Origin of the sequence: Streptomyces sp. NPDC101178 (genome assembly GCF_044767965.1) — a bacterium.
In the GTDB taxonomy this organism is placed as follows: domain Bacteria; phylum Actinomycetota; class Actinomycetes; order Streptomycetales; family Streptomycetaceae; genus Streptomyces.
On the sequence record NZ_JBIWOZ010000003.1, the window covers coordinates 605,418 to 627,427 of the forward strand.

Consider the following 22,010-nt stretch of genomic DNA (forward strand, 5'->3'; position numbering starts at 1 on the left):
GCGGGTGGCCGTGCCTCCGGGGGTGGCCCCCCCGCCGGGGGGGGGGGCCGCCCCCCCACCGGGCGCCGGGGTTGGGGGGGCCGCCCCCGCCGGGGGGGGGGGGGGGCCCACCCCCGCCCCCCGTCACCGCCTCCACCGCCCCCGCCAACCGCTCCAACACCCGCACCGCCTCCGCGAACCCCTCCTCCCCCAGCTCCCCCGCCAGCCGCGCGGCGAACTCCGCGTGGGACGGGTCGATCCGGGACACCGCCTCCCGCCCCGCAGCCGTCACCCGCACCAGCTTCGCCCGCCGGTGGGCCGGGTTCTCGGCGTACTCCGCGAGCCCCCGCCCCACCAGCAGATCCGCGATCCGCTGCACGCTCTGCCGGGTGATCCCCATCTCCCGCGCGATCCCCGCCACCGGCAACGGCCCCGGCAGCACCGCCCCCAGCACCTGCCACCAGGCCGCCGTCAGCCCACCAGGTCTGGCCAACTCGTCCGCCACGCCCAGGAACTGCCCGTTCAGCCGGAACACCGTCAGCGCGGCCCGGCTCAGCAACTCCTGCCGGGAAGGGGCTTCCCCCACGTCCCCCGTACGCTCACTCACCCTCCAGCACCTCGTACGCGCTCGGGTCCGAGTCATGGAACAGCCGGTACCAAGCCCCCAGCTTCTTCGGCCCGTACACCCCCAGCAGCCCGAACACCTCCCGCGCCAGTGCCACCGGCTCCGTCGGCCCGGCCGTGATCAGCCCGCCGTCCGTCACCGCGTCCGCGTCCACGTACCGCGCGCCACCTCCGTACCCCGTCGCCGCCAGGTAGAAGGAGACCGCGCTCGTGTGCGCCCGGTCGTCGAGCAGCCCCTCGCGGGCCAGACCGGCCGTCGCTCCGCAGATCGCCGCGACCGGCACCTCCGCGTCGAGGAAGGCGCGCGCCGCACGGGCGAACGGCGCCAGGTCGTCGCCCGCGTCCCAGAGCCCGGCCCCGGGCAGGATCAGCAGCGCGCTGTCCTCGGGCCGCAGCTCGGCGAGGGCCAGATCGGGCTGGATGCGCAGCCCGCCCATGGTGCTGACCGTCTCCCGGTCCGGCCCCACGGTCCGCACGGTGTAGCCGTTCTGCGCGAGGAACGCGGTGGTGTACCCGGTCTCCCAGTCGGCGAGCGTGTCGTACACGGCGAGATGGACCACAGGGCTGGTGCCGGTCATGGCGGCCTCCCGAAGTAGATGACAGAAGACTGTCACAATGACAGCATGCTGTCAATCGCGCTCGGCGACACGCTGTGAATCGGACCGCGGGCGCCCGGACCCGACACCCTGCCGACCCCCGCGCCCCACGCCGTACAACATGGCCATGGAACCGCCCTCCCACCAGCACCTACGCTCCCCGCATGACCCCTCATGCCCCTCATGCCCCGTACGCCGACCCCGCGGCCGGTGCGGCCGTGAAGGCCGCGGACCGCGCGCACGTGTTCCACTCCTGGTCCGCCCAGGGCCTCATCGACCCGCTCGCCGTCGCCGGCGCCGAGGGGTCCTACTTCTGGGACTACGACGGCAACCGCTACCTCGACTTCACCAGCGGACTCGTCTACACCAACATCGGCTATCAGCACCCCACCGTCGTCGCCGCGATCCAGGAGCAGGCCGGCAAACTCGCCACCTTCGCGCCCGCGTTCGCCGTCGAGTCGCGCTCCGAGGCCGCACGCCTCATCGCCGAGCGCACGCCGGGCGACCTGGACAAGATCTTCTTCACCAACGGCGGGGCCGAGGCCGTCGAGAACGCCATCCGCATGGCCCGGCTGCACACCGGCCGTACGAAGGTGCTCTCCGCCTACCGCTCGTACCACGGCGCCACCGCCACCGCGATCAACCTCACCGGCGACCCGCGCCGCTGGCCCTCCGACAACGGCTCGGCCGGTGTCGTACGGTTCTGGGCGCCGTTCCTCTACCGCTCGCCGTTCTACGCGCAGACCGAGGCCGAGGAGTGCGCCCGCGCGCTCCAGCACCTGGAGGACACCCTGGCCTTCGAAGGGCCGTCCACCATCGCCGCGATCATCCTGGAGACCATCCCGGGCACGGCCGGCATCATGACCCCGCCGCCGGGCTACCTCGCGGGCGTCCGCGAGATCTGCGACCGGTACGGGATCGTCTTCGTCCTCGACGAGGTCATGGCCGGATTCGGCCGCACCGGCGCCTGGTTCGCCGCCGACCACTTCGACGTCGTGCCGGACCTGCTGACCTTCGCCAAGGGCGTCAACTCCGGTTACGTACCGCTCGGCGGCGTCGCCATCAGCGCCGAGATCGCCGCCACCTTCGAGACCCGTCCCTACCCGGGCGGCCTCACCTACTCCGGCCACCCGCTCGCCTGCGCGGCCGCCGTCGCCACCATCGGCGTCATGGAGGACGAGAAGGTCGTCGAGAACGCGGCCCACATCGGCGAGACCGTCCTCGGGCCCGGGCTGCGCGAGCTCGCCGAGCGCCACCCGTCGGTCGGCGAGGTGCGCGGCCTCGGCGCGTTCTGGGCGCTGGAGCTCGTACGCGACCGCGAGACCCGCGAACCGCTGGTCCCGTACAACGCCTCCGGCGAGGCGAACGCCCCGATGGCGGCCTTCGGGGCGGCGGCGAAGAAGCAGGGGCTCTGGCCGTTCATCAACATGAACCGCACCCACGCCGTTCCCGCCTGCAACGTCACCGAGGCCGAGGCCAAGGAGGGTCTCGCGGCGCTGGACATCGCGCTCGCGGTGGCCGACGAGCACACGGTGTAGCCGTACGGACACTCTCGCGTACGCGATCGCCTCCCGCCGTGCCCGAAATCGGGCACGGCGGGCCGCTGCCTTAAGGTGACCCGAGCCGAAAGACGGCCGAACCCGGCTGGACACGGCCGGCGAACCGGAAGGGCGGCCACCGATGGTGCCGAGCGGAGGCGTGACCCGCAGTACGCTGCGCCAGCAGATCGCCGACGCGCTGCGCGACGAGGTGCTGGCCGGGCGGCTGCGTCCGGGCCGGGCGTTCACCGTCAAGCAGATCGCGGAGCAGTACGGCGTCTCCGCGACGCCCGTCCGCGAGGCGCTGTTCGACCTCTCCGCGCAGGGCCTGCTCTCCTCCGACCAGCACCGCGGCTTCCAGGTCCACGAGTTCACGACTGCGGACTACCGGGCGATGGTGGAAGCCCGCTCCCTCGTCGTCGAGGGCATCTTCCGCTCGCCCGCCGACCAGGTCTCCGTCCGCCCCGAGGCGCTCGCCCCGATCCGGCGCCGGGCCGCGGAGGCCGTCCGCGCGGCGAAGGGCGGCGATCTCGACGTGCTGATCGGGTACGACCTCCGCTTCTGGCGGGAGCTCGGGGCCTTCGTCCTCAACCCGTACATCACCGCCTTCCTCGCCAAACTCCGCGTCCAGGCCTGGGTGTTCGCCGTCCACCGGCTGCGCGGCGAGCGTGCGGACGAGCGGGTGCTGTGGTTCGGCCACGAGGAGCTGGTCGAGGCGATCGCGGGCGGCGACCGCGGCGAGGTGCTGGCGGTGATGCAGTCGTACTACGCCCACGCGCTGGCGTGGGCGGACCACCTGGAGGCGCAGGAGTTCCGGAGGTCCCGGGAGGCGCAGGAGCCACGGGAATCCCTGGGGTCCCCGGGGTCCCGTGGGTGCTCGGAAGGGTAGGGACCCTCCGCGCCGCCTGGCCCCTGTGCGTGAGGTACACCTCGCATTACGCTGTTGCGACGATCGCCGAACCCGTTGGAGAGCGAGACTTCGTGGCCTGTGACCTGTGGCTGGTCCCCCTCGTCGATGTGCTGTGCCACAGCCCCGACAATCCGTTCGCCGAAGAGATCGCCGTCTACGACCGGGCGCTGCACGACGCGGGCCTGCCGCCCGTCCCCGTCTTCGCCTACATGCCGGGCCTCAACGGAGACGTGGCCCCGGTGGCGGGCTTCGACTACGACGCCCTGCACTTCCTGCGCCGCGCCTACCTGCTCCAGCTGAGCGGCCTGGCGGTCACCCCGGTCGAGGGCCTCGGCGGTGACTACGAGCAGCTGCTGGAGATGTTCGAGCAGACCGCGCAGCAGTCGCACCTGGTCTGGCACTACGACCACGCCGGCGCGTACGTACCGCTCGACTTCCCGCACCCGCTCTCGAACGACGCGCTGCTGGAGGGCGGCGGCCCGCTCGGTTCCGCGCACGGCCTGCTGCGCGAGCTGGAGTACGTGGCCCCGTCCATCGGCATCGACCCGGCCAACCCGCCGGCCGCCCCGCAGCCGCCGCCGGGCCCCACGGCCCTGGAGGAACCGGCGAGCCCTCTCCCGTACGACGACAGCCCGTTCGCGAGAGAACGCCACGTCTGGCTGGGCCTCCACGCGGCGGCAACCCGCTCCCTGGCCCAAGGCTCAATGATCATCTTCAGCTGACACCCACACCCCCGGCCCACCCACACCCACTCCAGCCCGCGCCGCGCCCATTCCCGGCCCGTCCGGCGTTGAGGACGGAACCCCGGGGCCGGGGGCTCCCGAGCCGGACGGGGACGGACAGCTCCAGCCCGTCCGGCGCTTGAGGACCCCCCCCGGGGCCACCTACCTCGGCGCCTCAGGCGGCCGCTGCCGAGGCATGTTCGGCCGAGCGGCCACGGACGGCATCGAGAACCGCCCGGGCACTCCCCCCGGCTCCGCCCGCCCGCCCGCCGTGCCCGACACCAACGCCTGCGTCCCCATAGGCGCCGGCCCCGCCCGGAACTCCACCATCCAGTCCGCCGTCTCCGACCGCACCAGCTCCGTGATGTCCTCGGAGAACCGCCGCAACACCCCCAGGCACCGCTCGGCCGCCTCACTGGCCGTCCCCTCGGTCGGCCCGAGCATCTCCCGTACGCACTCCGACGCCCAGTCGAACTGGAGCACCTGGAGCCGCCGCTGCACGGCCTGCGCGGTGGCGAGGTTCCTTATCCAGCCGGAGGTGAGCCCGAAGTACCGGTCGCACACCATGCAGGTGGCGCCCAGCAGCAGCGACAGGTACCCCCACCCCGCCGACCCGCTCAATGTGCCGGTCAGGTCCAGCAGCGGCAGCCCGGCCCCCGCCACGACCCCGAGCGCGGTGCCCAGCCGCAGGGCCCGGGCTCCTCGGCGCTTCCACGCGCGGTCGGTGAGGTACCAGTCCGCTGTCGCGAGGGCGCCGGCCTCGACCCAGCGGTAGAGCTCGTCGAGCCGCTCGGCGGGCTCGCCCCAGTCGCCGAGCGGAAAGGGCCGCCCGGTCAGGTCGCGCCCGCCGGCCCCGGACCCGCCACCCCAGGCCCCACCGGCACGGGCGCCACCACCGCCCCCGGCCCCGCCGCCACCGGACCCCCCGGCCCCGCCACCGCCACTGCCCCCACCGCCACCGGCGGCACGGCCCCCACCGGTCCCCACCCCACGACCCCCGCCGCTCCCACCGGCTCCGGCTCCCGCTCCGGCCCCACCGGCTCCACCGACCGCTCCGGCGCGGGAGCCAGAAGCGGAACACTCCACTCCGATCTCACCGGAACCCGCATCGGACTCCTTGCGGGGCGGCCCCTCGGGCTGCATCTCCGGCTGACTCACCGGGGCACTCCTTCGCACTCTGACGGACGGAACGGACGCTCAGGGCTTCCTCGCGGACGACGCGGGCGGCGTAGGTAACTCTGCGTCACCATTCATGTGCGCAGAAGTACCGATGTGCATGCCCTTCCTACCGCCGAATGGTGGGCTGCGGAGTCGAAATCGCGGGATTCCCGCCTGCGCGGGGCCGCTGGTCAGGTATAGGAGCCTTCACGGCGGTTGACGAAACTCACCCGAAAGAGTTGGTCCCCGGCGGGTGGAGCGCGGTGACCGGTGAGCACGTAGGCTCGGCTTACCGAAACATCTGTCGTCGAAATGCCAGGAGTGACCGTGATTCCCGGTGGTGGCCAGCCCGATATGCAGCAGTTGCTCCAGCAGGCCCAGAAGATGCAGCAGGACCTCGCCGCGGCCCAGGAGGAGCTGGCGAGGACCGAGGTCGACGGACAGGCGGGCGGAGGCCTCGTGAAGGCCACCGTCACGGGCTCCGGCGAGCTGCGGGCCCTGGTGATCGACCCGAAGGCCGTGGACCCGGAGGACACCGAGACGCTCGCCGACCTCGTGGTGGCGGCCGTCCAGGCGGCCAACGAGAACGCGCAGGCGCTCCAGCAGGCGAAGCTCGGCCCGCTGGCGCAGGGTCTGGGCGGCGGGGGTTCCATTCCCGGCCTGCCGTTCTGACCCCACCCCTCCGATCAGGCCCGGGGGCCTACTGGTACCGACCCGTACCCACTACGGTACGGAGCAGGAAGCGAAGAGAGGCGTTCCGTTGTACGAAGGCGTTGTTCAGGACCTCATCGACGAACTGGGCAGGCTGCCCGGCGTCGGTCCCAAGAGCGCGCAGCGGATCGCCTTCCACATCCTCCAGGCCGAGCCCACCGACGTACGCCGTCTCGCCCATGCCCTCCTGGAGGTCAAGGACAAGGTCCGGTTCTGTGCCGTGTGCGGCAACGTCGCCCAGCAGGAGCAGTGCGGGATCTGCCGCGATCCGCGCCGCGACCAGAGCGTCATCTGTGTGGTCGAGGAGCCGAAGGACGTCGTGGCGATCGAGCGGACGCGCGAGTTCCGCGGCCGCTACCACGTCCTGGGCGGGGCGATCAGCCCCATCGAGGGCGTCGGCCCGGACGACCTGCGCATCCGCGAGCTGCTGGCCCGGCTCGCGGACGGCTCCATCACCGAGCTGATCCTGGCGACCGATCCCAACCTGGAGGGCGAGGCCACCGCGACGTACCTGGCGCGGATGGTCAAACCGATGGGCCTCAGGGTGACCCGGCTGGCGAGCGGCCTGCCGGTCGGCGGCGACCTGGAGTACGCCGACGAGGTCACGCTGGGCCGCGCGTTCGAGGGAAGGCGGCTCCTGGATGTCTGACACGAAGGCCACGGCCTCTCAGCCCTCCTGCGTAACGCTCCTCGCTTCCCCGTCTGCTTCACCGTCTGTGACCGCGCCCACGGGAGGTCCCCTCGATGTCTGACGCCACGCTGAACTCCGTCACGCAGGACCCGGGCGACTTCGCCGTCCAGATCGCGGACCAGATCAAGACGTTCATCGTCGCGGTCACCGAGGTGTCCAAGGTCGACGAGCCGGAAGAGGCCGTCCCGGTCCTGCTCCTCCAGGTCTCGCAGCTCCTGCTCGCGGGCGGCCGCCTCGGCGCGTACGAGGACGTCCTGCCCGACGAGCGGTACGAGCCGGACCTCGGCGCAGAGCCGGACGCGGACGGCCTGCGCGAGCGGTTCGCGGCCCTGCTGGAGCCGATCGACGTCTACTCCGAGGTCTTCGACCCGTACGAGCCCCGCAAGGCGCCGGTCCCGCACCGCATCTCCGACGACCTGGCCGACCTGGTCACCGACCTGAGCCACGGCCTCGCCCACTACGAGGCGGACCGCACGGCCGAGGCGCTCTGGTGGTGGCAGTTCTCCTACTTCTCCAACTGGGGCTCCACCGCCTCCGCCGCCCTCCGCGCCCTCCAGTCCCTGGTCGCCCACATCCGCCTCGGCCACCCCCTGGAAGAACTGGACGGCCTGGACACCGACCAGGACCCGGGCGAGGACGACCTGGCGGAGGAGGCGGGCCGCGTGATGCTGGAGGAGATCGCGGGCCCGCTGGGGCTGCGACCGGTGAAGTAGCGGGATCGGCGGGACACCCGAGGTGTGGGTTTCGCTCGTCTGAGCTGAGGACAGGAGGAACCGCTTCTGTCGCGGTGCGCGCGGCGGTCCGCACCCCGGCGGACAGCGGGCGGACAGCGGACCTGCTTCGGGCCGGCCACCCCTTGACCTCAACCGCACTTGAGGCGGGAGGCTCGTCCTGCCCGGACCGACCACCGGCCGGCACCACACGGCAGGAGCCCCTCATGAGGTCCGGAACCCCCACCATTCTCGGCGTGCCCGCCCCGCAGGAGGACGTCGACGCGATCGTCGCCTTCGTGGCGGCCGTGCAGGACGCTCAGCGGAAGGCGGACCCCGACGCGTTCCTCGGCGGGTTCCGCGAGGACGCCATCTGGACCACGGCCCACGGCAAGAGGCTCACCGGCCTGCCGGAGATCGCCGCCTTCACCCGCAAGGTGCTCCCGCCCCAGGCGGACTCCGCGGTGACCGCCACGTACATCGTCGACCTCATCCTCTTCATCCGTCCCGACGTCGCCGCGATCAAGATCCGCCAGCGGCCGGCGACCCGCGACGAAGGCCGGTTCCTGGACGAGGTCTTCCACGGCCAGGAGAACCCGGCCGAACTCATCGCCGCCCACCCCGAGTCGGTCCCCGGCAGCCCGACCTACGTCCTGGCGAAGGACGACGGCGTCTGGCGCATCGCGGCAGCGCAGAACACCCCGGTCATCGACGCGGAGACACTGACGGCGGGCTGAGGCGGACCCCGCCGCCCGGACCTCATGCCCGGGCGGCGGTGGCGTTGCCGCAGAGTGGGACGTATGACGACACCCGCAGGGACTCCCTCAGAGACGACCCCCTCAGAGACGACCCCCTCAGAGACGACCCCCTCAGAGCCGCCGATCCCCGCAGAGCCGCCGACCCCCGCAGAGCTGCTCCGCTCCCTCGCCCGCACCCGCGCCTCGCTGGACGGTGAGGAGGTCACGTACTGGTGGTCGGGAGACGTGTACTCCTGGGCGCCCGACGAGCCCTATCAGCGCCTCTTCGGCTTCGAGGGGCTCAACGTCGCACGCCTGGCCCAGGACGCCGAGGCCGGTCCGGACGCGTACCGGCTGCTCACCAGGGAGGCCGCGTTCTACCTGGACCCCGCCACCCGCGAGATCCTGGAGAACTGGCAGGACCGGCCGGTGGTGCACGTCTGGAACGACCCTGCCAACCAGAAGTGGCGCCCCTTCCCCGTGCCGGTGACCGAGCTCGGCGGGCAGGTCTGCTTCAGCCTGGAGATCCCGCTCGCCTACCCGTCGCCGCTGCCGGTCGACCGGTATCCGGACCACTCGGCCGGGGACACCTACCAGGCGCTGGAGCTCTTCCAGTTCTTCGCCGACCGCGCGGACCTGGCCGGACCGGCGCCGAGCGTCCCGGCCACCATGTCGTGGTCCCGCATGTCGCCGTGGCTGCCGTGGATGGCCCAGGGGCAGCGGCCCGGCGGCCTCACCTTCCACTGCCGGGGCCGCAAGCTGGGCTCGTACGGCGAAGTCCCGGAGCGGACCCGCGCGTACATCGCGGACCGCCACCCGGAGTTCGCCCACGCCCCGGCGGAGTGGAGCGAGCCGAACGAGACGAGCTGGACGTACTTCCGCAAGCTCCACCCGGTGCCGTGAGCAGTCATGGCGGGTACCCCGACCGGAGCCGCCGACTCGCGCATTCCGCCCCGAAGGTGTGGGCTGGGACACAAAAGGGAGTGCGCTCCTCCGGTGCTGGGCAGCAGCCTCGTACGAGCAGTTCGGGTCGACACGCCGTACCGGGTTGTGAGCGGGACATCTCACCATCTGGTAAGGACGGGTCGATTCCGGGCTGCTCGTTAAACTGAGCCGACCGCAGTAATGACTGAGCGAGGAGCGCACGTGGGCCTTGTCGTGCAGAAGTACGGAGGCTCCTCCGTAGCCGATGCCGAGGGCATCAAGCGGGTCGCCAAGCGAGTCGTCGACGCCAAGAGGAACGGCAACCAGGTGGTTGTCGTGGTGTCCGCGATGGGTGACACGACGGACGAGTTGATAGACCTCGCCGAGCAGGTTTCGCCGATCCCTGCCGGCCGTGAATTCGACATGCTGCTGACCGCCGGCGAGCGGATCTCCATGGCCCTGCTGGCGATGGCGATCAAGAACCTGGGCCACGAGGCCCAGTCGTTCACGGGCAGCCAGGCCGGTGTCATCACCGACTCGGTCCACAACAAAGCGCGCATCATCGACGTCACGCCGGGCCGCATCCGGACCTCGATCGACGAGGGCAACATCGCCATCGTCGCCGGGTTCCAGGGCGTGAGCCAGGAAGGCAAGAACATCACCACCCTCGGCCGCGGCGGGTCGGACACGACCGCCGTCGCGCTGGCCGCCGCGCTGGACGCCGAGGTCTGTGAGATCTACACGGACGTCGACGGCGTCTTCACCGCGGACCCCCGGGTCGTGAAGAAGGCGAAGAAGATCGACTGGATCTCCTTCGAGGACATGCTGGAGCTGGCCGCGTCCGGTTCCAAGGTGCTGCTGCACCGGTGCGTCGAGTACGCACGCCGTTACAACATCCCGATCCACGTCCGCTCGTCCTTCTCCGGACTGCGCGGAACCTGGGTCAGCAACGAGCCGCAAGGGGACCAGAAGGTGGAGCACGCGATCATCTCCGGAGTCGCCCACGACGTCTCGGAGGCCAAGGTCACCGTCGTCGGCGTCCCGGACAAGCCGGGCGAGGCGGCCGCGATCTTCCGCGCCATCGCCAACGCCGAGGTCAACATCGACATGGTGGTGCAGAACGTCTCCGCCGCGTCGACCGGCCTGACGGACATCTCCTTCACCCTCCCCAAGGCCGAGGGCCGCAAGGCCATCGACGCCCTGGAGCGGGCCAAGGGCGCCATCGGCTTCGACTCGCTCCGCTACGACGACCAGATCGCCAAGATCTCCCTGGTCGGCGCCGGTATGAAGACCAACCCGGGCGTCACGGCCGGCTTCTTCGAGGCGCTCTCCGACGCGGGCGTGAACATCGAGCTCATCTCGACATCCGAGATCCGCATCTCGGTGGTCACGCGTGCCGACGACGTCAACGAGGCCGTGCGCGCCGTCCACACCGCCTTCGGCCTCGACAGCGACTCCGACGAGGCCGTCGTCTACGGAGGCACCGGCCGATGACCGTACGCCGCCCTTCGCTCGCGGTCGTCGGTGCGACCGGGGCGATCGGCGGCGTCATGCTCCGGATCCTCTCGCAGCACGCGGATGTCTGGGGCGAGGTCAGACTCGTCGCCTCACCGCGCTCGGCGGGCCGGAAGCTGGTCGTGCGCGGTGCGGAGAGCGAAGTCCTCGCGCTGAGCGAGGACGTGTTCGACGGCATCGACGTGGCCCTCTTCCTGGTGCCGGACGAGGTGTCCGCCCGCTGGGCGCCGATCGCCGCCTCCAAGGGCGCCGTGGTGATCGACGACTCGGCTGCCTTCCGGCTCGACGACGACGTACCGCTGGTCGTCCCGGAGATCAACTCGCATGCCACCCGGCTCCGACCGCGTGGCATCGTCGCGTCCCCGAACTGCACCACCCTGTCGCTGATCGTCGCGATCGGCGCGCTGCACGCGGAGTTCGGGCTGCGCGAGCTGATCGTCTCTTCCTACCAGGCCGTCAGCGGCGCCGGCCGCGACGGCGTCCGCGCTCTGCGCGAACAGCTCTCGCTGGTGGCCGGTACGGAGCTGGGCACCCACCCCGGCGACGTACGGCGTGCACTGGGCGATGGCGCCTCCGCCGCGGCGAACGCCCTGAACGCCCCGAACGCCTCGAACAGCCCGTTCAGCCCCTTTGCCGCGCCGGTCGCCCTGAACGTCGTGCCCTGGGCCGGTACGGACGCCGGCGACGGCTGGTCCTCCGAGGAGCTCGCCATCCGCGAGGAGTGCCGCAAGGTGCTGGCCCTGCCGGACCTGAAGACCACCGCGACCTGCGTGTACGTCCCCGTCATCGCGACGCACTCCATGTCCGTCCACGCGCGCTTCGAGAACGAGGTCGCCGTCGACCGGGCCCACGAGATCCTGGCGACCGCTCCCGGCGTCGTCCTCTTCGACAGCCCGGCCTCCGGCGATTTCCCGACCCCGTCCGACGTCGTGGGCACCGACCCCACCTGGGTCGGCCGGGTACGGCGCTCGCTGGATGATCCCCGGGCCCTGGAAATGTTCATTTGCGGCGATAATCTCCGTAAAGGTGCCGCTTTGAACGTGGCGCAGATCGCGGAATCGGTGGCTGCCGAAATTACTTCTGCCTGAACGGGTCTTGATCTCGTGCGGATTGGTCGAACCTGTTTTGTAGGATCTGTGAACGCCCTATGAGCAATTACCTGACCGAAACCCCTTGAGCTGGGGCGTTGTCATATCCGACGATGATCTCCCGGCCTTCTGCAACCGCACGTCGGCCGGGCGGCGTCTCAGACGTCACTTCTTGCGTGACGGGGCGCGTTTACGGGGCATTTGGGGAAGAGCAGGTACGTATGAGGGCATGTCGCACAGTGCCGAACGTGGCGCCGTACGCGTACAACCCTGGCGGGGGGAAGCGTGTCCAACAGGCGTGGCAGAGGTTCTCGACATCACCGTGGTGGGCCCGTTCCGAGGTCCGACCGTACGTCCGCCCCGGCGGCTTCGCGTGCCCGGCGGCATGCCGGTGATCGCGCCCATGCCCGCTGCGCGCCCGGCCCAGCTGCCCTCGCAGCGCGGGGGTGCTGACGAGACGGTGGCAGCAGGAACCACGGTCGACCACCTCACCGAGACCTATCGCGCCCACTACCGCTCGCTGCTCGGCCTCGCGGCCCTGCTGCTGGACGACACCGCGTCCTGCGAGGACGTGGTGCAGGAGGCGTTCATCCGCGTGCACTCGGCACGCAGCCGCGTCCGGGAACCCGAGAAGACCCTCGCGTACCTCCGCCAGACTGTCGTCAACCTCTCGCGCTCCGCGCTGCGCCGCCGCATCCTCGGGCTCAAACTGCTCTCCAAGCCGATGCCGGACATGGCGAGCGCGGAGGAGGGCGCGTACGACCAGCTGGAGCGGGACGCGCTGATCAAGGCCATGAAAGGGCTCCAGCGGCGCCAGCGCGAGGTGCTGGTGCTGCGTTACTTCGCGGACATGACGGAGGCCCAGGTCGCGGAGACGCTGGGAATTTCGCTGGGCTCCGTCAAGGCGTACGGTTCCCGCGGCATCGCGGCGCTGCGCGTCGTGATGGAGGCCCAGACATGAGCGGGCCCCGCCGTCACCACGAGCACAGGCACGAGAACGACCCGACGGGAAACGGAACTGTGAACCACGGGCCGGAGAAGACTCCGCACACCGGTAAGGACCATCTGGGCCGGCCGGACTGCTTGGAGGGTACGGACCGTACGGACCGGCAGGACGGTACGGACCGGCTGGACGGTACGGATCACTCGGGCCGCCCGGACGGTACGGACCACTCGGGCCGCCCGGACGGTACGGATCGCCTGGACTACCCGGACGGCGAGGACCGCCCGGATCGCCCCGAGGGTGCAGGCCGCCCGAATCGCCCGGGTGCCCCGCAGGGCGAGGGCGCGGCGGGGGAGCCGGCTGAGCTGGGCGAGCTGAGCGAGGGCCGCGCGGAGGCTGCCGAGGCCGGCGACTCCGGTGGCCCGGGCACTCCGTCCGGTCCCGGTATCTCCGGTGACCGGGACACCGGTATCTCCGGTGACCGGGCCGACCGCACGGGTTCGGCGGATCTCAGGGGTCCGGCGGACGGGACGGGTTCGGTCGATCCCGCTGGCTCGGTTGGCTCGGTCGACTCCGATGGCCCTGGCGACCAGGCCGGTCACGCAAGCCCGGCCGGCCTCGGCGACCAGGTCGGTCCTGGTGGCTCCAGCGACCAGGTCGGTTCTGGTGGCTTCAGCGACCAGGCTGCCCCCGTCGGGCCTGGTGACCCGGCCGAGCTCACCGGCCCGGCCGACCCCGCTGACCCCGTCCCCAGCGGCTTCGGTGCCGTCAGCGAGCTGGACGAGGTCGTCCTGCGACGGATGCTGCACGGTGCCGTGGGGGACCTCGAACCCTCCGACCGGACCCTGGAACATCTCCAGCGCGCGGTGCCCGCCCGGCGGGCCCGGCGGCGCCAGGCCGTCGTCGGCGCGGCCGCGGCGGCGCTGCTGATCGGCACAGCGGTCCCCGCCTTCGTCCACGTGACGACTTCCGACGACCCCGCCACCGCTTTCCCCGCCATCGCCGGGCACGGTGAGCAAGCCCAGGGCGGCAACGGCGAGGAGCCCGACGCACAGGCACCGGCAGACCGGACCGTGGAGCCCACCGACCAGGAGAGCCGGGGCGGCACCGGCGAACCGACCCCCTCCGCCAGCCCCTCGGCGGACCGTACCGAGGACCCGGAGGGCGGCGCCGCGACGGGCGGAGTCTCCACGCCGCCGAACGTGGACTTCGCCGCCCTGCCGGTCTGCGACCCGAGCCAACTCGGTGTCGTCTCCGCGGCAGCAGGTGCCCCGGGCACCGACGGCAAGGTGTACGGCAGCTTCAGGATCGCGAACGTGTCCGGCGCCGACTGTACGGTCAGCAACAACGGCACCGTCGGCTTCACCGCCCTCGGCGCCGCCGACCCGCTCAAGATCACCGTCATTCAGCACACGGCGGGCGACGCGGCCCCTGGACTGCCCGACCCCTCGCAGGAGCCGGGCACGGTGCTGCTGAAGCCCTCCATGGCCTACGAGGTGCAGTTCGCCTGGGTCCCCGCCGACACCTGCCCGACCGTCGCGCCCTCACCCACCCCGACCCCGTCACCCGACGGCAGCGCCACCGGTGGATCAACGGGCGACGACTCCGGCCAGTCCGGCACCGACACGCAGTCGCTGCACCAGGACGGCTCCACGGCGGACGGCAGCATCGCCGTCACCCACACTCCGGAGACGGGCGCACCCACGGCCGAGACGAAGATCGAGAACGCCTGCTCGGGCACGATCTACCGAACGGGCGTCCTGGCCACTTCGTAGCCCGCCAGAAGCCCCGCCCTACCCGAGGCCCCGCCCCACCCGGGGCTACGCCCACCCGGGGGCACGCCCACCCGGGGGCACGAGCGACCGAGGCCGAGGCCGCGACCGACCGAGGCCGCGGCAGGCCCGGCCCGCCCTTCCGGCGAACCGCGCCTACGACCCCTGCACGCTCCCCGGCGCCTTCGCCGCCACAGCTGCGCCGCCCACCGCTCCGGCCTCAGGCTCCGCAGGGCCCCCGGCCTCGGGCTTCGCAGGGCCCCCGACCTGGCCCTCGGGCTGGGCCCCAGGCTCCCCGGCGTCCGCCGCCCCCACGGCCTCCCCGCTCTCCCCGTCCTCCGGGACCAGCCCGAGGGCGACATCGCGGACGGCCTCGGCCTCGCGGCGGACCAGCCGGAACCACATGAAGAGCACGAAGCCCGCGAAGACGAACCACTCACCCGTGTACCCCAGGTTCTGGAACGCCTTCAGATCGAGCCCACTGCCCTGCGGCGCGGCGGCGGGCACCGGCTTCATCGCGCCGCCCGTACCGCCCGCCTCCGTCTCGGGCAGCGTCACCCAGGCGTCGTACACGTCGTAGTCGACCAGGTTCACCAGCGACGCGGCACTGATCATGCCGAGCTGGCCCGCCGGGAGCCCGCCCCTGGTGTTGACGCCGTCGCTGTGGATGTTCTCGGAGGCCTGGAGGTCGCCGGTCACGGTGACCTCGCCCTGCGGCGCGGCCGGTACGGGGACGCTGCCCGCGGTGCCGGGCAGCCACCCGCGTACCACCGGCAGGGCCTTGCCCCCCTCGGTCCGCAGCAGGTTCAGGACGTAGAAGCCCTGCCGCTCGTCCAGCTCACGGCCGGGAACCAGGAACTGTTCGCCGTACGTCCCGGTCGCGACGGCCGGCCGGCCGGACGTCACCTTGTCGACGGGCAGCAGCTCGTCCAGCGGTTTCGCGGCCCGGGTGCTCGGATCGGGCTGCTTCTCCGCCTGCTCGTGCGACTGCACACGGTCCTCGAAGCGGCCGAGCTGCCAGGTGCCCATGAACACGCAGAACGGGATGGCCAGCAAGACGAAGAGGTTGATCCCCCACCATCGCGGGGTCAGCAGGAACCGGTACACCCCACCAAGGTACGGTTCCCCGCTCCGGCCCTCCGGAGCGGGGTCGCCCCTTTATCCACCCCTTACGCCTCCAGCACGTCACCACCCCCCAGATGCTTCAGGGCGAACTCCAGCTCCAGCCGCACCTGCTTGATGCGCTCCTCCACCACGAGCGACCCGTGCCCGGCGTCGTACCGGTACACCTCGTGCACCGCGCCGCGCGCCGCCAGACGGTCCACGTAGTTCTCCACCTGGCGGATGGGGCATCGCGGATCGTTGACGCCAGCCGAAATGTAGACAGGGGCGCGCACCGCGTCGACGTACGTCAGCGGGGACGAGGCCTCGAACCGCTCGGGCACCTCTTCCGGCGTCCCGCCCAGCAGCGTGCGGTCCATCGCCTTCAGGGCCTCCATCTCGTCGTGGTACGCCGTGACGTAGTCCGCGACCGGCACGGCCGCCAGGCCCAGCGCCCAGGCGTCGGGCTGGGTGCCGAGGCCGAGGAGGGTGAGATAGCCGCCCCAGGACCCGCCGGCCAGCACCAAGCGCTGCGGGTCCGCCAGCCCGGACTTCACCGACCACTCCCGCACGGCCGCGATGTCCTCCAGCTCGATCAGGCCGACCCGGTGCTTGAGCGCGTCCGTCCAGGCGCGTCCGTACCCGGTCGAGCCGCGGTAGTTGACCCGCACGACGGCGAAGCCGTGGTCCACCCAGGCGGCGGGGCCGGAGGCGAAGGCGTCGCTGTCGTGCCAGGTCGGCCCACCGTGGATCTCGAAGACGGTCGGGAACGGGCCGTCCCCGGTGGCGGGCTTCTGCACGAGGGCATGGATCCGGCCCCCAGGCCCCTCCACCCACGCGTCCTCGACGGCCACCGACGCCGGCGCCTTGGCACCGGGCGGGTCCAGGACCACCGCACCGCTCGTCGACCGCACCACCGGCGGCTGCGCGGCCGAGGACCAGAGGTACTCCACCGTCCCGTCCGGGCGGGCCGTGGCGCCCGACACCGTCCCGGCGGGCGTCTCCACCCGCACGGGCTCCGCGGCCCCCGGCTTGTACCGCCACAGCTCGCTGCGAGCCTCGAAGCTGTGCTCGATGAGCAGGGCGGAGCCGTCCGGATACCACTCGGCACCCACATCACCGGGCAGGTCCACGGGGAGCGAGGTCTCCGTGCCCGCGACCGGGTCCCAGATCATCGGCTCCCAGCGGCCCCGTCGCTGGTGCCCCACGAGCAGCCGGGTGTCACCGGCCACCGGCGCGAAGCCCAGCACGGCGAGCCCGAGCTCCTTGGTGCCGCCCTCGGTGTCGTCCAGCTCGGCCACCGTGGAGCCGTCGGGCCGCACCACGCGCAGGGCGGAGTGCATGGCGTCGCCGTGCTCGGTGTGTTCCAGCGCGATGAGCGTCCCGTCGTACGAGAGGTCCCCGACCCCGGCGGACTCCCGGTGCTGGTAGATCTCGTGGCTCTCGACGGACGCGCTCCCGCCGCCCGGCTTCCGCACCAGGTGGACGGTGGTCCCGTCCTCATCGGTGGACCGGCCGATCACCGAGGTCCCGTCGCGCCCGATGGCGAGGCCCGCCGGATACGAGGGCGCGAGGCCCGGGGCGGCGGGCTCGTCCTCCCCGCCGCCGAAGGGCTGGCGCATCCACACGCCGAACTCGTCGCCATCGGTGTCGCTGAACCACCAGATGGCCTCGCCGTCCGGCGTCAGCACGCCGTCGGTGGTCCCGTTGGGCCGGTCGGTCACCTGGCGCTGCCGCCCGCTCGCCCGGTCCCAGGCGTACAGCTCGTAGGTCCCGGTGGCATTGGAGACGAAGAGCGAGCGGTCAGGCGCGTCCTCGGCCCAGTCGGGCAGGGACACCCGGGGCGCGCGGAACCGCTGCTCCCACTCCGGCATGGTCGAGATGTTCTCCGATTCGCTCATGCCTCCATCCAACCCGATCACCGACTCGGCCGGAGAAGCCCGTCCACAACCACGCTCTGATCATCAGACCGGCCCATCCGGTGATCGGACCGACCCCGTTCGCCTGTGGATAACGGCTCGCGCCCCTCCCACCCGGTGGGTAACTTTCCGGATATGCACTCCCCGACCCCGGACGACTGGCAGGACGCCAACCGCGCACGCTGGGACGAGCGTGTGCCGATACACGTGGCGAGCGACTTCTACGACCTGGAGGCGTTCCGCGCGGGCACGGACGTGCTGCGCCCGTTCGAACTCGTGGAGGTCGGCGACGTCACGGGAAAGACCCTGCTCCACCTCCAGTGCCACATCGGCCTCGACACCCTGTCCTGGGCGCGGCACGGCGCCGCGCAGGTGGTGGGCCTGGACTTCTCCGAGCCCGCCGTGGAGACCGCCCGGGGCCTGGCGGAGTCGCTGGGCCTGGGGCCGGACCGCGCGGCGTTCGTGACGGCCGACGTGTACGACGCCCCGACGGCCGTCCCCGACTCCTCGTACGACATCGTCTACACAGGCACCGGTGCGCTGAACTGGCTGCCCGACATAGGGCGCTGGGCCGAGACGGCGGCCTCGCTGGTCGCGCCCGGAGGCTTCCTCTACGTGGCGGAGTTCCACCCGCTCACCGACGTGCTGGACGACGGCACCGGCTCGGTCGTGACCCATGACTACTTCAGCCGCGAGGCCTGGGTGGACGAGACCCCCGGGACGTACGCCGACTTCGACGCGCCGACCGTGCACAACCGCAGCGTCGAGTGGCAGCACCCGCTGAGCGAGGTGGTGACGGCGCTGGCCGCGACCGGCCTGCGGATCGAGTTCCTGCATGAGCACGACACCACGCTCTTCCCACGCTTCGGCACGCTGGAGCGCGGCACGGACGGCCACTACCGCTTCCCGGTGGACCGCCCGAGGATTCCGCTGATGTACTCGCTGAAGGCGACGCGCCCCAAGCCGCAAGGGACATGATCACAGCTCAGCGACGGCTCTTCGGCCGATTGTCAGTGCCGCACGACACACTCACTCCCATGACGCACGAGACGAGCGGGAACACCACCACGGCCGGCCTGCGTACGGCGGTGGAGACGTACTGGGCGACGGCCGACGCCCGCGACTGGGACGCCTTCGCGGCGACACTGGCGGACGACGTGGTGTACGAGCTGCCGCAGACCAGGGAACGCATCCACGGCAAGGAGCGTTACGTCCGGTTCAACCAGGAGTACCCGGGCGACTGGCACGTCCGGATCGAGCGGATCGTCGCGGACGCGGAGGGCCGGCAGGCGGCCGCCCGGACCGAGGTCACGGTCGGCCCCGAGGAGACGCACGCGATCCACTTCTTCACCTTCGACGACCGTGGCCTGATCACCGGCGTGACGGACTTCTGGCCGGAGTCGTACGAACCCCCGGCAGGCCGCGAGCACCTGGTGGAGAGGTACTGAACAAGCGGGCTGGGGAAACGCGCGGAGGCGGCCCGCCGGACCACCCGGCGAACCGCCTCATCACAGGTACCGCTGCCGCTCCTCCCCGCTACACCGCGGACCGGAAGGCCGGCAGGTAGCCGCCCGACTGCCCGGCGGCGGTGGGGTGGTACGAGTTCTGGACGGGCACGGTCACGCTGTGGAGCCACGGGTCGCCCGAGCACAGCTCATGCCCCGTGAACTCGTCGACGACGCTGGAGAAGGCGAATCCGGCATCGGCGGCCCGCTTGGCGAGCACCCCGTTCAACACGTCCGACGCATCGTTGATCGCGGCCCGCTCGGCCTCGGTGAGCCCCGCGATGCAGCTGCCCGACAGCTGGTAGAAGCGCGGATACCCGAGGACGACGACCTGGGCCGAGGGCGCCCCGGCGCGGATACCGGCATACAGCGAGTCGAGGCTCCCGGGCAGAGAGCTGTTCATCTTGGCGACCGCGGCGTCGACACTGCTGATGCAGGTGGCCTCGCTCCCCAGCACGCAGTCCTGCATGACATCGGCGAACCCGACGTCATTGCCCCCGGCCGTGACGCTGACCAGCGAGGTGGACGCGTCGAGCACCCCAAGCTGACCACTGGCGACGGAGGAAGTGGTGGCGCCGGAACAGGCGACGAAGGCGAACGAGGTGGGGGAGTTCGCCGCCGCCCACAGCTGCGGATAGGCGTTGACGCTGCGCCGGCAGTCACCGCTGTCGGGGAGATAGTCCCCGGCGCCGACACCGGAGGAGTAGGAGTCACCGAGCGCGACATAACCGCCGGCCGCGGCCGAGTCCGCCGCGACGGCGCTCCCGGCAACACCGAGAGTGGCCACGGCGGCGAGAGCGAGAGTGGAGAGGGATGCCCAGAACCTGCGTACGGACATGGCTGCCGACCTTCGAAGTGTGGGGGTGGGTGGGGGTTGAAGGAGCGATGCAGTGTCTAGCAGCTCCCGGTACCCACCGGTAATGCCCGCGCGAGAAGTCGTCTGATATGCCCGGATGATCGCTCGGAGTCCTATGCCCCGCATCTAGATAAACGCTCAACTCCGTGTCAAAGCAGTCGAGTTCAAGGAAATATTGTGCGCCTGGACGCCCCGTGCTCGGCCGTGATCAGGTCCCGTACAAGCAGGGGAGGCGCCGCCACGCCCGACACCGCTTTCAGCCGTACGGCCCAACGCGACAGCCGTTCCCCACGACCCTCCCCGAGCCGCCCGAAGTGCCGTGGCGGGCACATCGCGGAACCCTCGCCGCGGGCACCCCTCGGAAGCGGGCGAGCTACCCCGCAACCCAGTTGGCCGTTTCCGCCCGTCCGCGTGAGCGTGCGCCCGTGCTCTTTCTCCCCTCCCAGAAACTACTCAGGGGCCTGATCCACTAAGTGGATCAGGCCCCTGACCTGGTACTTCAGCTGTCGGGGTGGCGGGATTTGAACCCACGACCTCTTCGTCCCGAATGAGGGTCGGTTGCTGAGCTTGCCAGCGCGGATGGCATTTGCCCTGGTCAGAGCGTCGGTCTGTCTTGGTCTCGGGTGGTCTCGAAGGGGCTTGGGGAGCGGGTTGGCTCCCAGATGGCTCCCAGCGAGACCTCAGGCAACCGCTGCTGAGTCCGCGTCTCGCGGCACCCACGGAGGCCGACGAGGCGAGCAGTTCGACATTCGGCTGAGCCACGCGGAGCTGGCCCAGCATTCTGCAGCAGGCGACCACGCGACATACGGCGCATGGAACAATCCTGTCAGCCTCAACCTGCCCTGGGCCGAGGTCTGCGCTATGTCCCTTAACCATCGCAATTCTTGCTCACCTCTGCGGATCTACGTGTCAAAGAGGGTAGTGCTCATGGGCTGCCCTGATCGCCGGACCTGTCAGGGCAGCCCAGCCCTACCTGGAGCCTGGCAGACTGCGATTGTGATACGCGAACCAGCAGAACTACAGATCGATGACGACGGCCGCGTGTCCCTGCCGCCGGGGCTCCTCGCGGAGGCGGGCCTGGATGCAGGCGGCCGGATCCTGGCGTTCAGCGACGGCGACGGGCGCATTGTGCTGCAGCGAGAGGTAGACGCCTTCAAGGCACTGCTGCAGGACGGAACTCTGTGAGTGGGGAGCCCACCGCCGCGAGGCCATTCCCGTTGCAGCGATCGGGGAGGTCGGTGTGCAGCCAGGTGGCGTCCGTGGGTGCGAGAGTTGCGATCGCCCGACCTCGGCACGGGGAAGCGCCGAGAATGGAGTTGGACCGACAGGAACAGGTCCCCGCCGGGCGGGACGCCCTGGAGGAAGTTGTCTCTGAGCTGCTGGGAGTATGAGCGAGCAAGAAGTACCAGAAGCGCCGGCCGAGCAGTGGACACTGCCGGAGGGGTCGTGGGCGTCGTCGGCCGCGACCCGGCGGAGCATGCTTGGCAACCGAAGTCGTGATACCGAGCCCGAGCTGCTCCTCCGCTCGCTTGTCCACGCCGCTGGACTGCGCTACCGGGTAGCGGCAAAGCCGCTCCCGAAGATGCGCCGCACGGCCGACATGGTCTTCCGCCCTACGAAAGTCGCAGTCTTTATCGACGGCTGCTTCTGGCACGGCTGCCCGGAGCACTTCGTGATGCCCAAGACGAATCGGCTGTACTGGGAAGAAAAGATCGGCCGGAACATCCAGCGCGACCGGGACACAGACAACCGCCTCACGGAGGCAGGCTGGCTGGTGCTCCGTTTCTGGGAACACCTCGAACCAGAGGCGTGTGCCGCCACTGTCATTGAGGCAGTGGCGGCCCGGCGGCAGGAGGTCCAAGCCTCAAAGCACCCGAAGAAGACCTCCTGACCGTCGCGTCGCTGGCGGCAGCGGTCAGCTGAACTCCGCCGGGTTCAGCGAGAAGAGCTCGTACCAGTGGTGGACTTTTTGGCCTCTCTACGAGATGGAGTTGATCAAACCTGGCGGGAC

The 22,010-nt window shown here is 71.1% G+C and carries 21 protein-coding genes and 1 pseudogene; 16 read left to right on the plus strand and 6 right to left on the minus strand.

What is annotated here, in order from left to right:
* Positions 1 to 94: 94 nt before the first annotated feature.
* Together ACIRR8_RS11235 and ACIRR8_RS11240 are read right to left on the minus strand one after the other, a co-directional pair.
* Positions 95 to 622: pseudogene (locus tag ACIRR8_RS11235) on the minus strand (MarR family winged helix-turn-helix transcriptional regulator); the annotation flags it as partial.
* A complete protein-coding gene (locus ACIRR8_RS11240) occupies positions 579 to 1,181 on the minus strand; it encodes a DJ-1/PfpI family protein (protein ID WP_404062005.1) in 603 nt (200 codons plus the stop codon). The pseudogene ACIRR8_RS11235 and the gene ACIRR8_RS11240, both read right to left, overlap by 44 nt.
* A 182-nt stretch (positions 1,182 to 1,363) precedes the next feature.
* Between ACIRR8_RS11240 and ACIRR8_RS11245 the strand changes: the two genes are divergently transcribed.
* The 3 genes from ACIRR8_RS11245 to ACIRR8_RS11255 all read left to right on the plus strand — a co-directional run bounded on the left by ACIRR8_RS11245 (position 1,364) and on the right by ACIRR8_RS11255 (position 4,369).
* Positions 1,364 to 2,737, plus strand: a complete 1,374-nt coding sequence (locus tag ACIRR8_RS11245; RefSeq protein WP_404062007.1) for an aspartate aminotransferase family protein — start codon at positions 1,364 to 1,366, stop codon at positions 2,735 to 2,737.
* Between the two features lie 142 nt (positions 2,738 to 2,879).
* Entirely contained in the window at positions 2,880 to 3,626 is a 747-nt protein-coding gene (locus ACIRR8_RS11250) for a GntR family transcriptional regulator (RefSeq protein ID WP_404062009.1), read from the plus strand.
* A 92-nt stretch (positions 3,627 to 3,718) separates the two neighbouring features.
* Complete coding sequence (locus ACIRR8_RS11255) at positions 3,719 to 4,369, plus strand: hypothetical protein (RefSeq protein ID WP_404062012.1); 651 nt, start codon at positions 3,719 to 3,721, stop codon at positions 4,367 to 4,369.
* A gap of 162 nt (positions 4,370 to 4,531) precedes the next feature.
* Here the strand turns inward: ACIRR8_RS11255 and ACIRR8_RS11260 are convergent, their stop codons facing one another.
* The gene (locus ACIRR8_RS11260; RefSeq protein WP_404062014.1) at positions 4,532 to 5,527 is read right to left on the minus strand and encodes an SLATT domain-containing protein; all 996 of its coding nucleotides are present in this window, start codon (positions 5,525 to 5,527) and stop codon (positions 4,532 to 4,534) included.
* 327 nt (positions 5,528 to 5,854) lie between these two features.
* On the opposite strand from ACIRR8_RS11260, the gene ACIRR8_RS11265 reads away from it, so the two are divergent.
* The 9 genes from ACIRR8_RS11265 (at position 5,855) to ACIRR8_RS11305 (ending at position 14,621) form a co-directional block, all read left to right on the plus strand.
* Positions 5,855 to 6,199, plus strand: a complete 345-nt coding sequence (locus tag ACIRR8_RS11265) for a YbaB/EbfC family nucleoid-associated protein (protein WP_404062016.1) — start codon at positions 5,855 to 5,857, stop codon at positions 6,197 to 6,199.
* Between the two features lie 88 nt (positions 6,200 to 6,287).
* Positions 6,288 to 6,887, plus strand: a complete 600-nt coding sequence (gene recR / locus ACIRR8_RS11270) for a recombination mediator RecR (RefSeq protein WP_356755652.1) — start codon at positions 6,288 to 6,290, stop codon at positions 6,885 to 6,887.
* Between the two features lie 95 nt (positions 6,888 to 6,982).
* Positions 6,983 to 7,642 carry a DUF5063 domain-containing protein gene (locus tag ACIRR8_RS11275; RefSeq protein ID WP_404062019.1) on the plus strand — a complete coding sequence of 220 codons (660 nt, stop codon included), beginning with the start codon at positions 6,983 to 6,985 and terminating at the stop codon, positions 7,640 to 7,642.
* 224 nt (positions 7,643 to 7,866) lie between these two features.
* Positions 7,867 to 8,376: an SgcJ/EcaC family oxidoreductase gene (locus ACIRR8_RS11280; protein ID WP_404062022.1), complete on the plus strand. Its 510-nt coding sequence runs from the start codon at positions 7,867 to 7,869 to the stop codon at positions 8,374 to 8,376.
* 63 nt (positions 8,377 to 8,439) lie between these two features.
* Positions 8,440 to 9,279, plus strand: coding sequence for a DUF1838 family protein (locus ACIRR8_RS11285; RefSeq protein ID WP_404062025.1), 840 nt, complete (start codon positions 8,440 to 8,442; stop codon positions 9,277 to 9,279).
* Between the two features lie 243 nt (positions 9,280 to 9,522).
* Positions 9,523 to 10,794 carry an aspartate kinase gene (locus ACIRR8_RS11290; RefSeq protein ID WP_404062028.1) on the plus strand — a complete coding sequence of 424 codons (1,272 nt, stop codon included), beginning with the start codon at positions 9,523 to 9,525 and terminating at the stop codon, positions 10,792 to 10,794.
* Complete coding sequence (locus ACIRR8_RS11295; RefSeq protein WP_404062031.1) at positions 10,791 to 11,903, plus strand: aspartate-semialdehyde dehydrogenase; 1,113 nt, start codon at positions 10,791 to 10,793, stop codon at positions 11,901 to 11,903. The genes ACIRR8_RS11290 and ACIRR8_RS11295 overlap by 4 nt, the downstream gene beginning before the upstream one ends.
* A 298-nt stretch (positions 11,904 to 12,201) precedes the next feature.
* Positions 12,202 to 12,864, plus strand: coding sequence for a SigE family RNA polymerase sigma factor (locus ACIRR8_RS11300; protein ID WP_404062034.1), 663 nt, complete (start codon positions 12,202 to 12,204; stop codon positions 12,862 to 12,864).
* A 347-nt stretch (positions 12,865 to 13,211) separates the two neighbouring features.
* Entirely contained in the window at positions 13,212 to 14,621 is a 1,410-nt protein-coding gene (locus ACIRR8_RS11305) for a hypothetical protein (RefSeq protein ID WP_404062585.1), read from the plus strand.
* A gap of 153 nt (positions 14,622 to 14,774) precedes the next feature.
* On the opposite strand, the gene ACIRR8_RS11310 is transcribed toward ACIRR8_RS11305, so the two are convergent.
* Both ACIRR8_RS11310 and ACIRR8_RS11315 read right to left on the minus strand, forming a co-directional pair.
* A complete protein-coding gene (locus ACIRR8_RS11310) occupies positions 14,775 to 15,725 on the minus strand; it encodes an SURF1 family protein (RefSeq protein WP_404062037.1) in 951 nt (316 codons plus the stop codon).
* 62 nt (positions 15,726 to 15,787) lie between these two features.
* A complete protein-coding gene (locus tag ACIRR8_RS11315; protein ID WP_404062040.1) occupies positions 15,788 to 17,620 on the minus strand; it encodes a S9 family peptidase in 1,833 nt (610 codons plus the stop codon).
* Positions 17,621 to 17,773: 153 nt separating this feature from the next.
* On the opposite strand from ACIRR8_RS11315, the gene ACIRR8_RS11320 reads away from it, so the two are divergent.
* Entirely contained in the window at positions 17,774 to 18,616 is an 843-nt protein-coding gene (locus tag ACIRR8_RS11320; protein WP_404062043.1) for a class I SAM-dependent methyltransferase, read from the plus strand.
* A gap of 59 nt (positions 18,617 to 18,675) precedes the next feature.
* Positions 18,676 to 19,086, plus strand: coding sequence for a nuclear transport factor 2 family protein (locus tag ACIRR8_RS11325; protein ID WP_404062045.1), 411 nt, complete (start codon positions 18,676 to 18,678; stop codon positions 19,084 to 19,086).
* 88 nt (positions 19,087 to 19,174) lie between these two features.
* Here ACIRR8_RS11325 and ACIRR8_RS11330 read toward each other — a convergent pair whose 3' ends face one another.
* Positions 19,175 to 19,981 (minus strand): SGNH/GDSL hydrolase family protein, encoded by an 807-nt coding sequence (locus tag ACIRR8_RS11330; protein ID WP_404062047.1) that lies wholly within the window; start codon positions 19,979 to 19,981, stop codon positions 19,175 to 19,177.
* Between the two features lie 1,014 nt (positions 19,982 to 20,995).
* On the opposite strand from ACIRR8_RS11330, the gene ACIRR8_RS11335 reads away from it, so the two are divergent.
* On the plus strand, positions 20,996 to 21,184 hold the full coding sequence (locus ACIRR8_RS11335) for an AbrB/MazE/SpoVT family DNA-binding domain-containing protein (RefSeq protein ID WP_404062049.1): 189 nt from the start codon (positions 20,996 to 20,998) through the stop codon (positions 21,182 to 21,184).
* A gap of 202 nt (positions 21,185 to 21,386) precedes the next feature.
* Positions 21,387 to 21,890 (plus strand): very short patch repair endonuclease, encoded by a 504-nt coding sequence (locus tag ACIRR8_RS11340; protein WP_404062052.1) that lies wholly within the window; start codon positions 21,387 to 21,389, stop codon positions 21,888 to 21,890.
* Positions 21,891 to 22,010 lie beyond the last annotated feature (120 nt).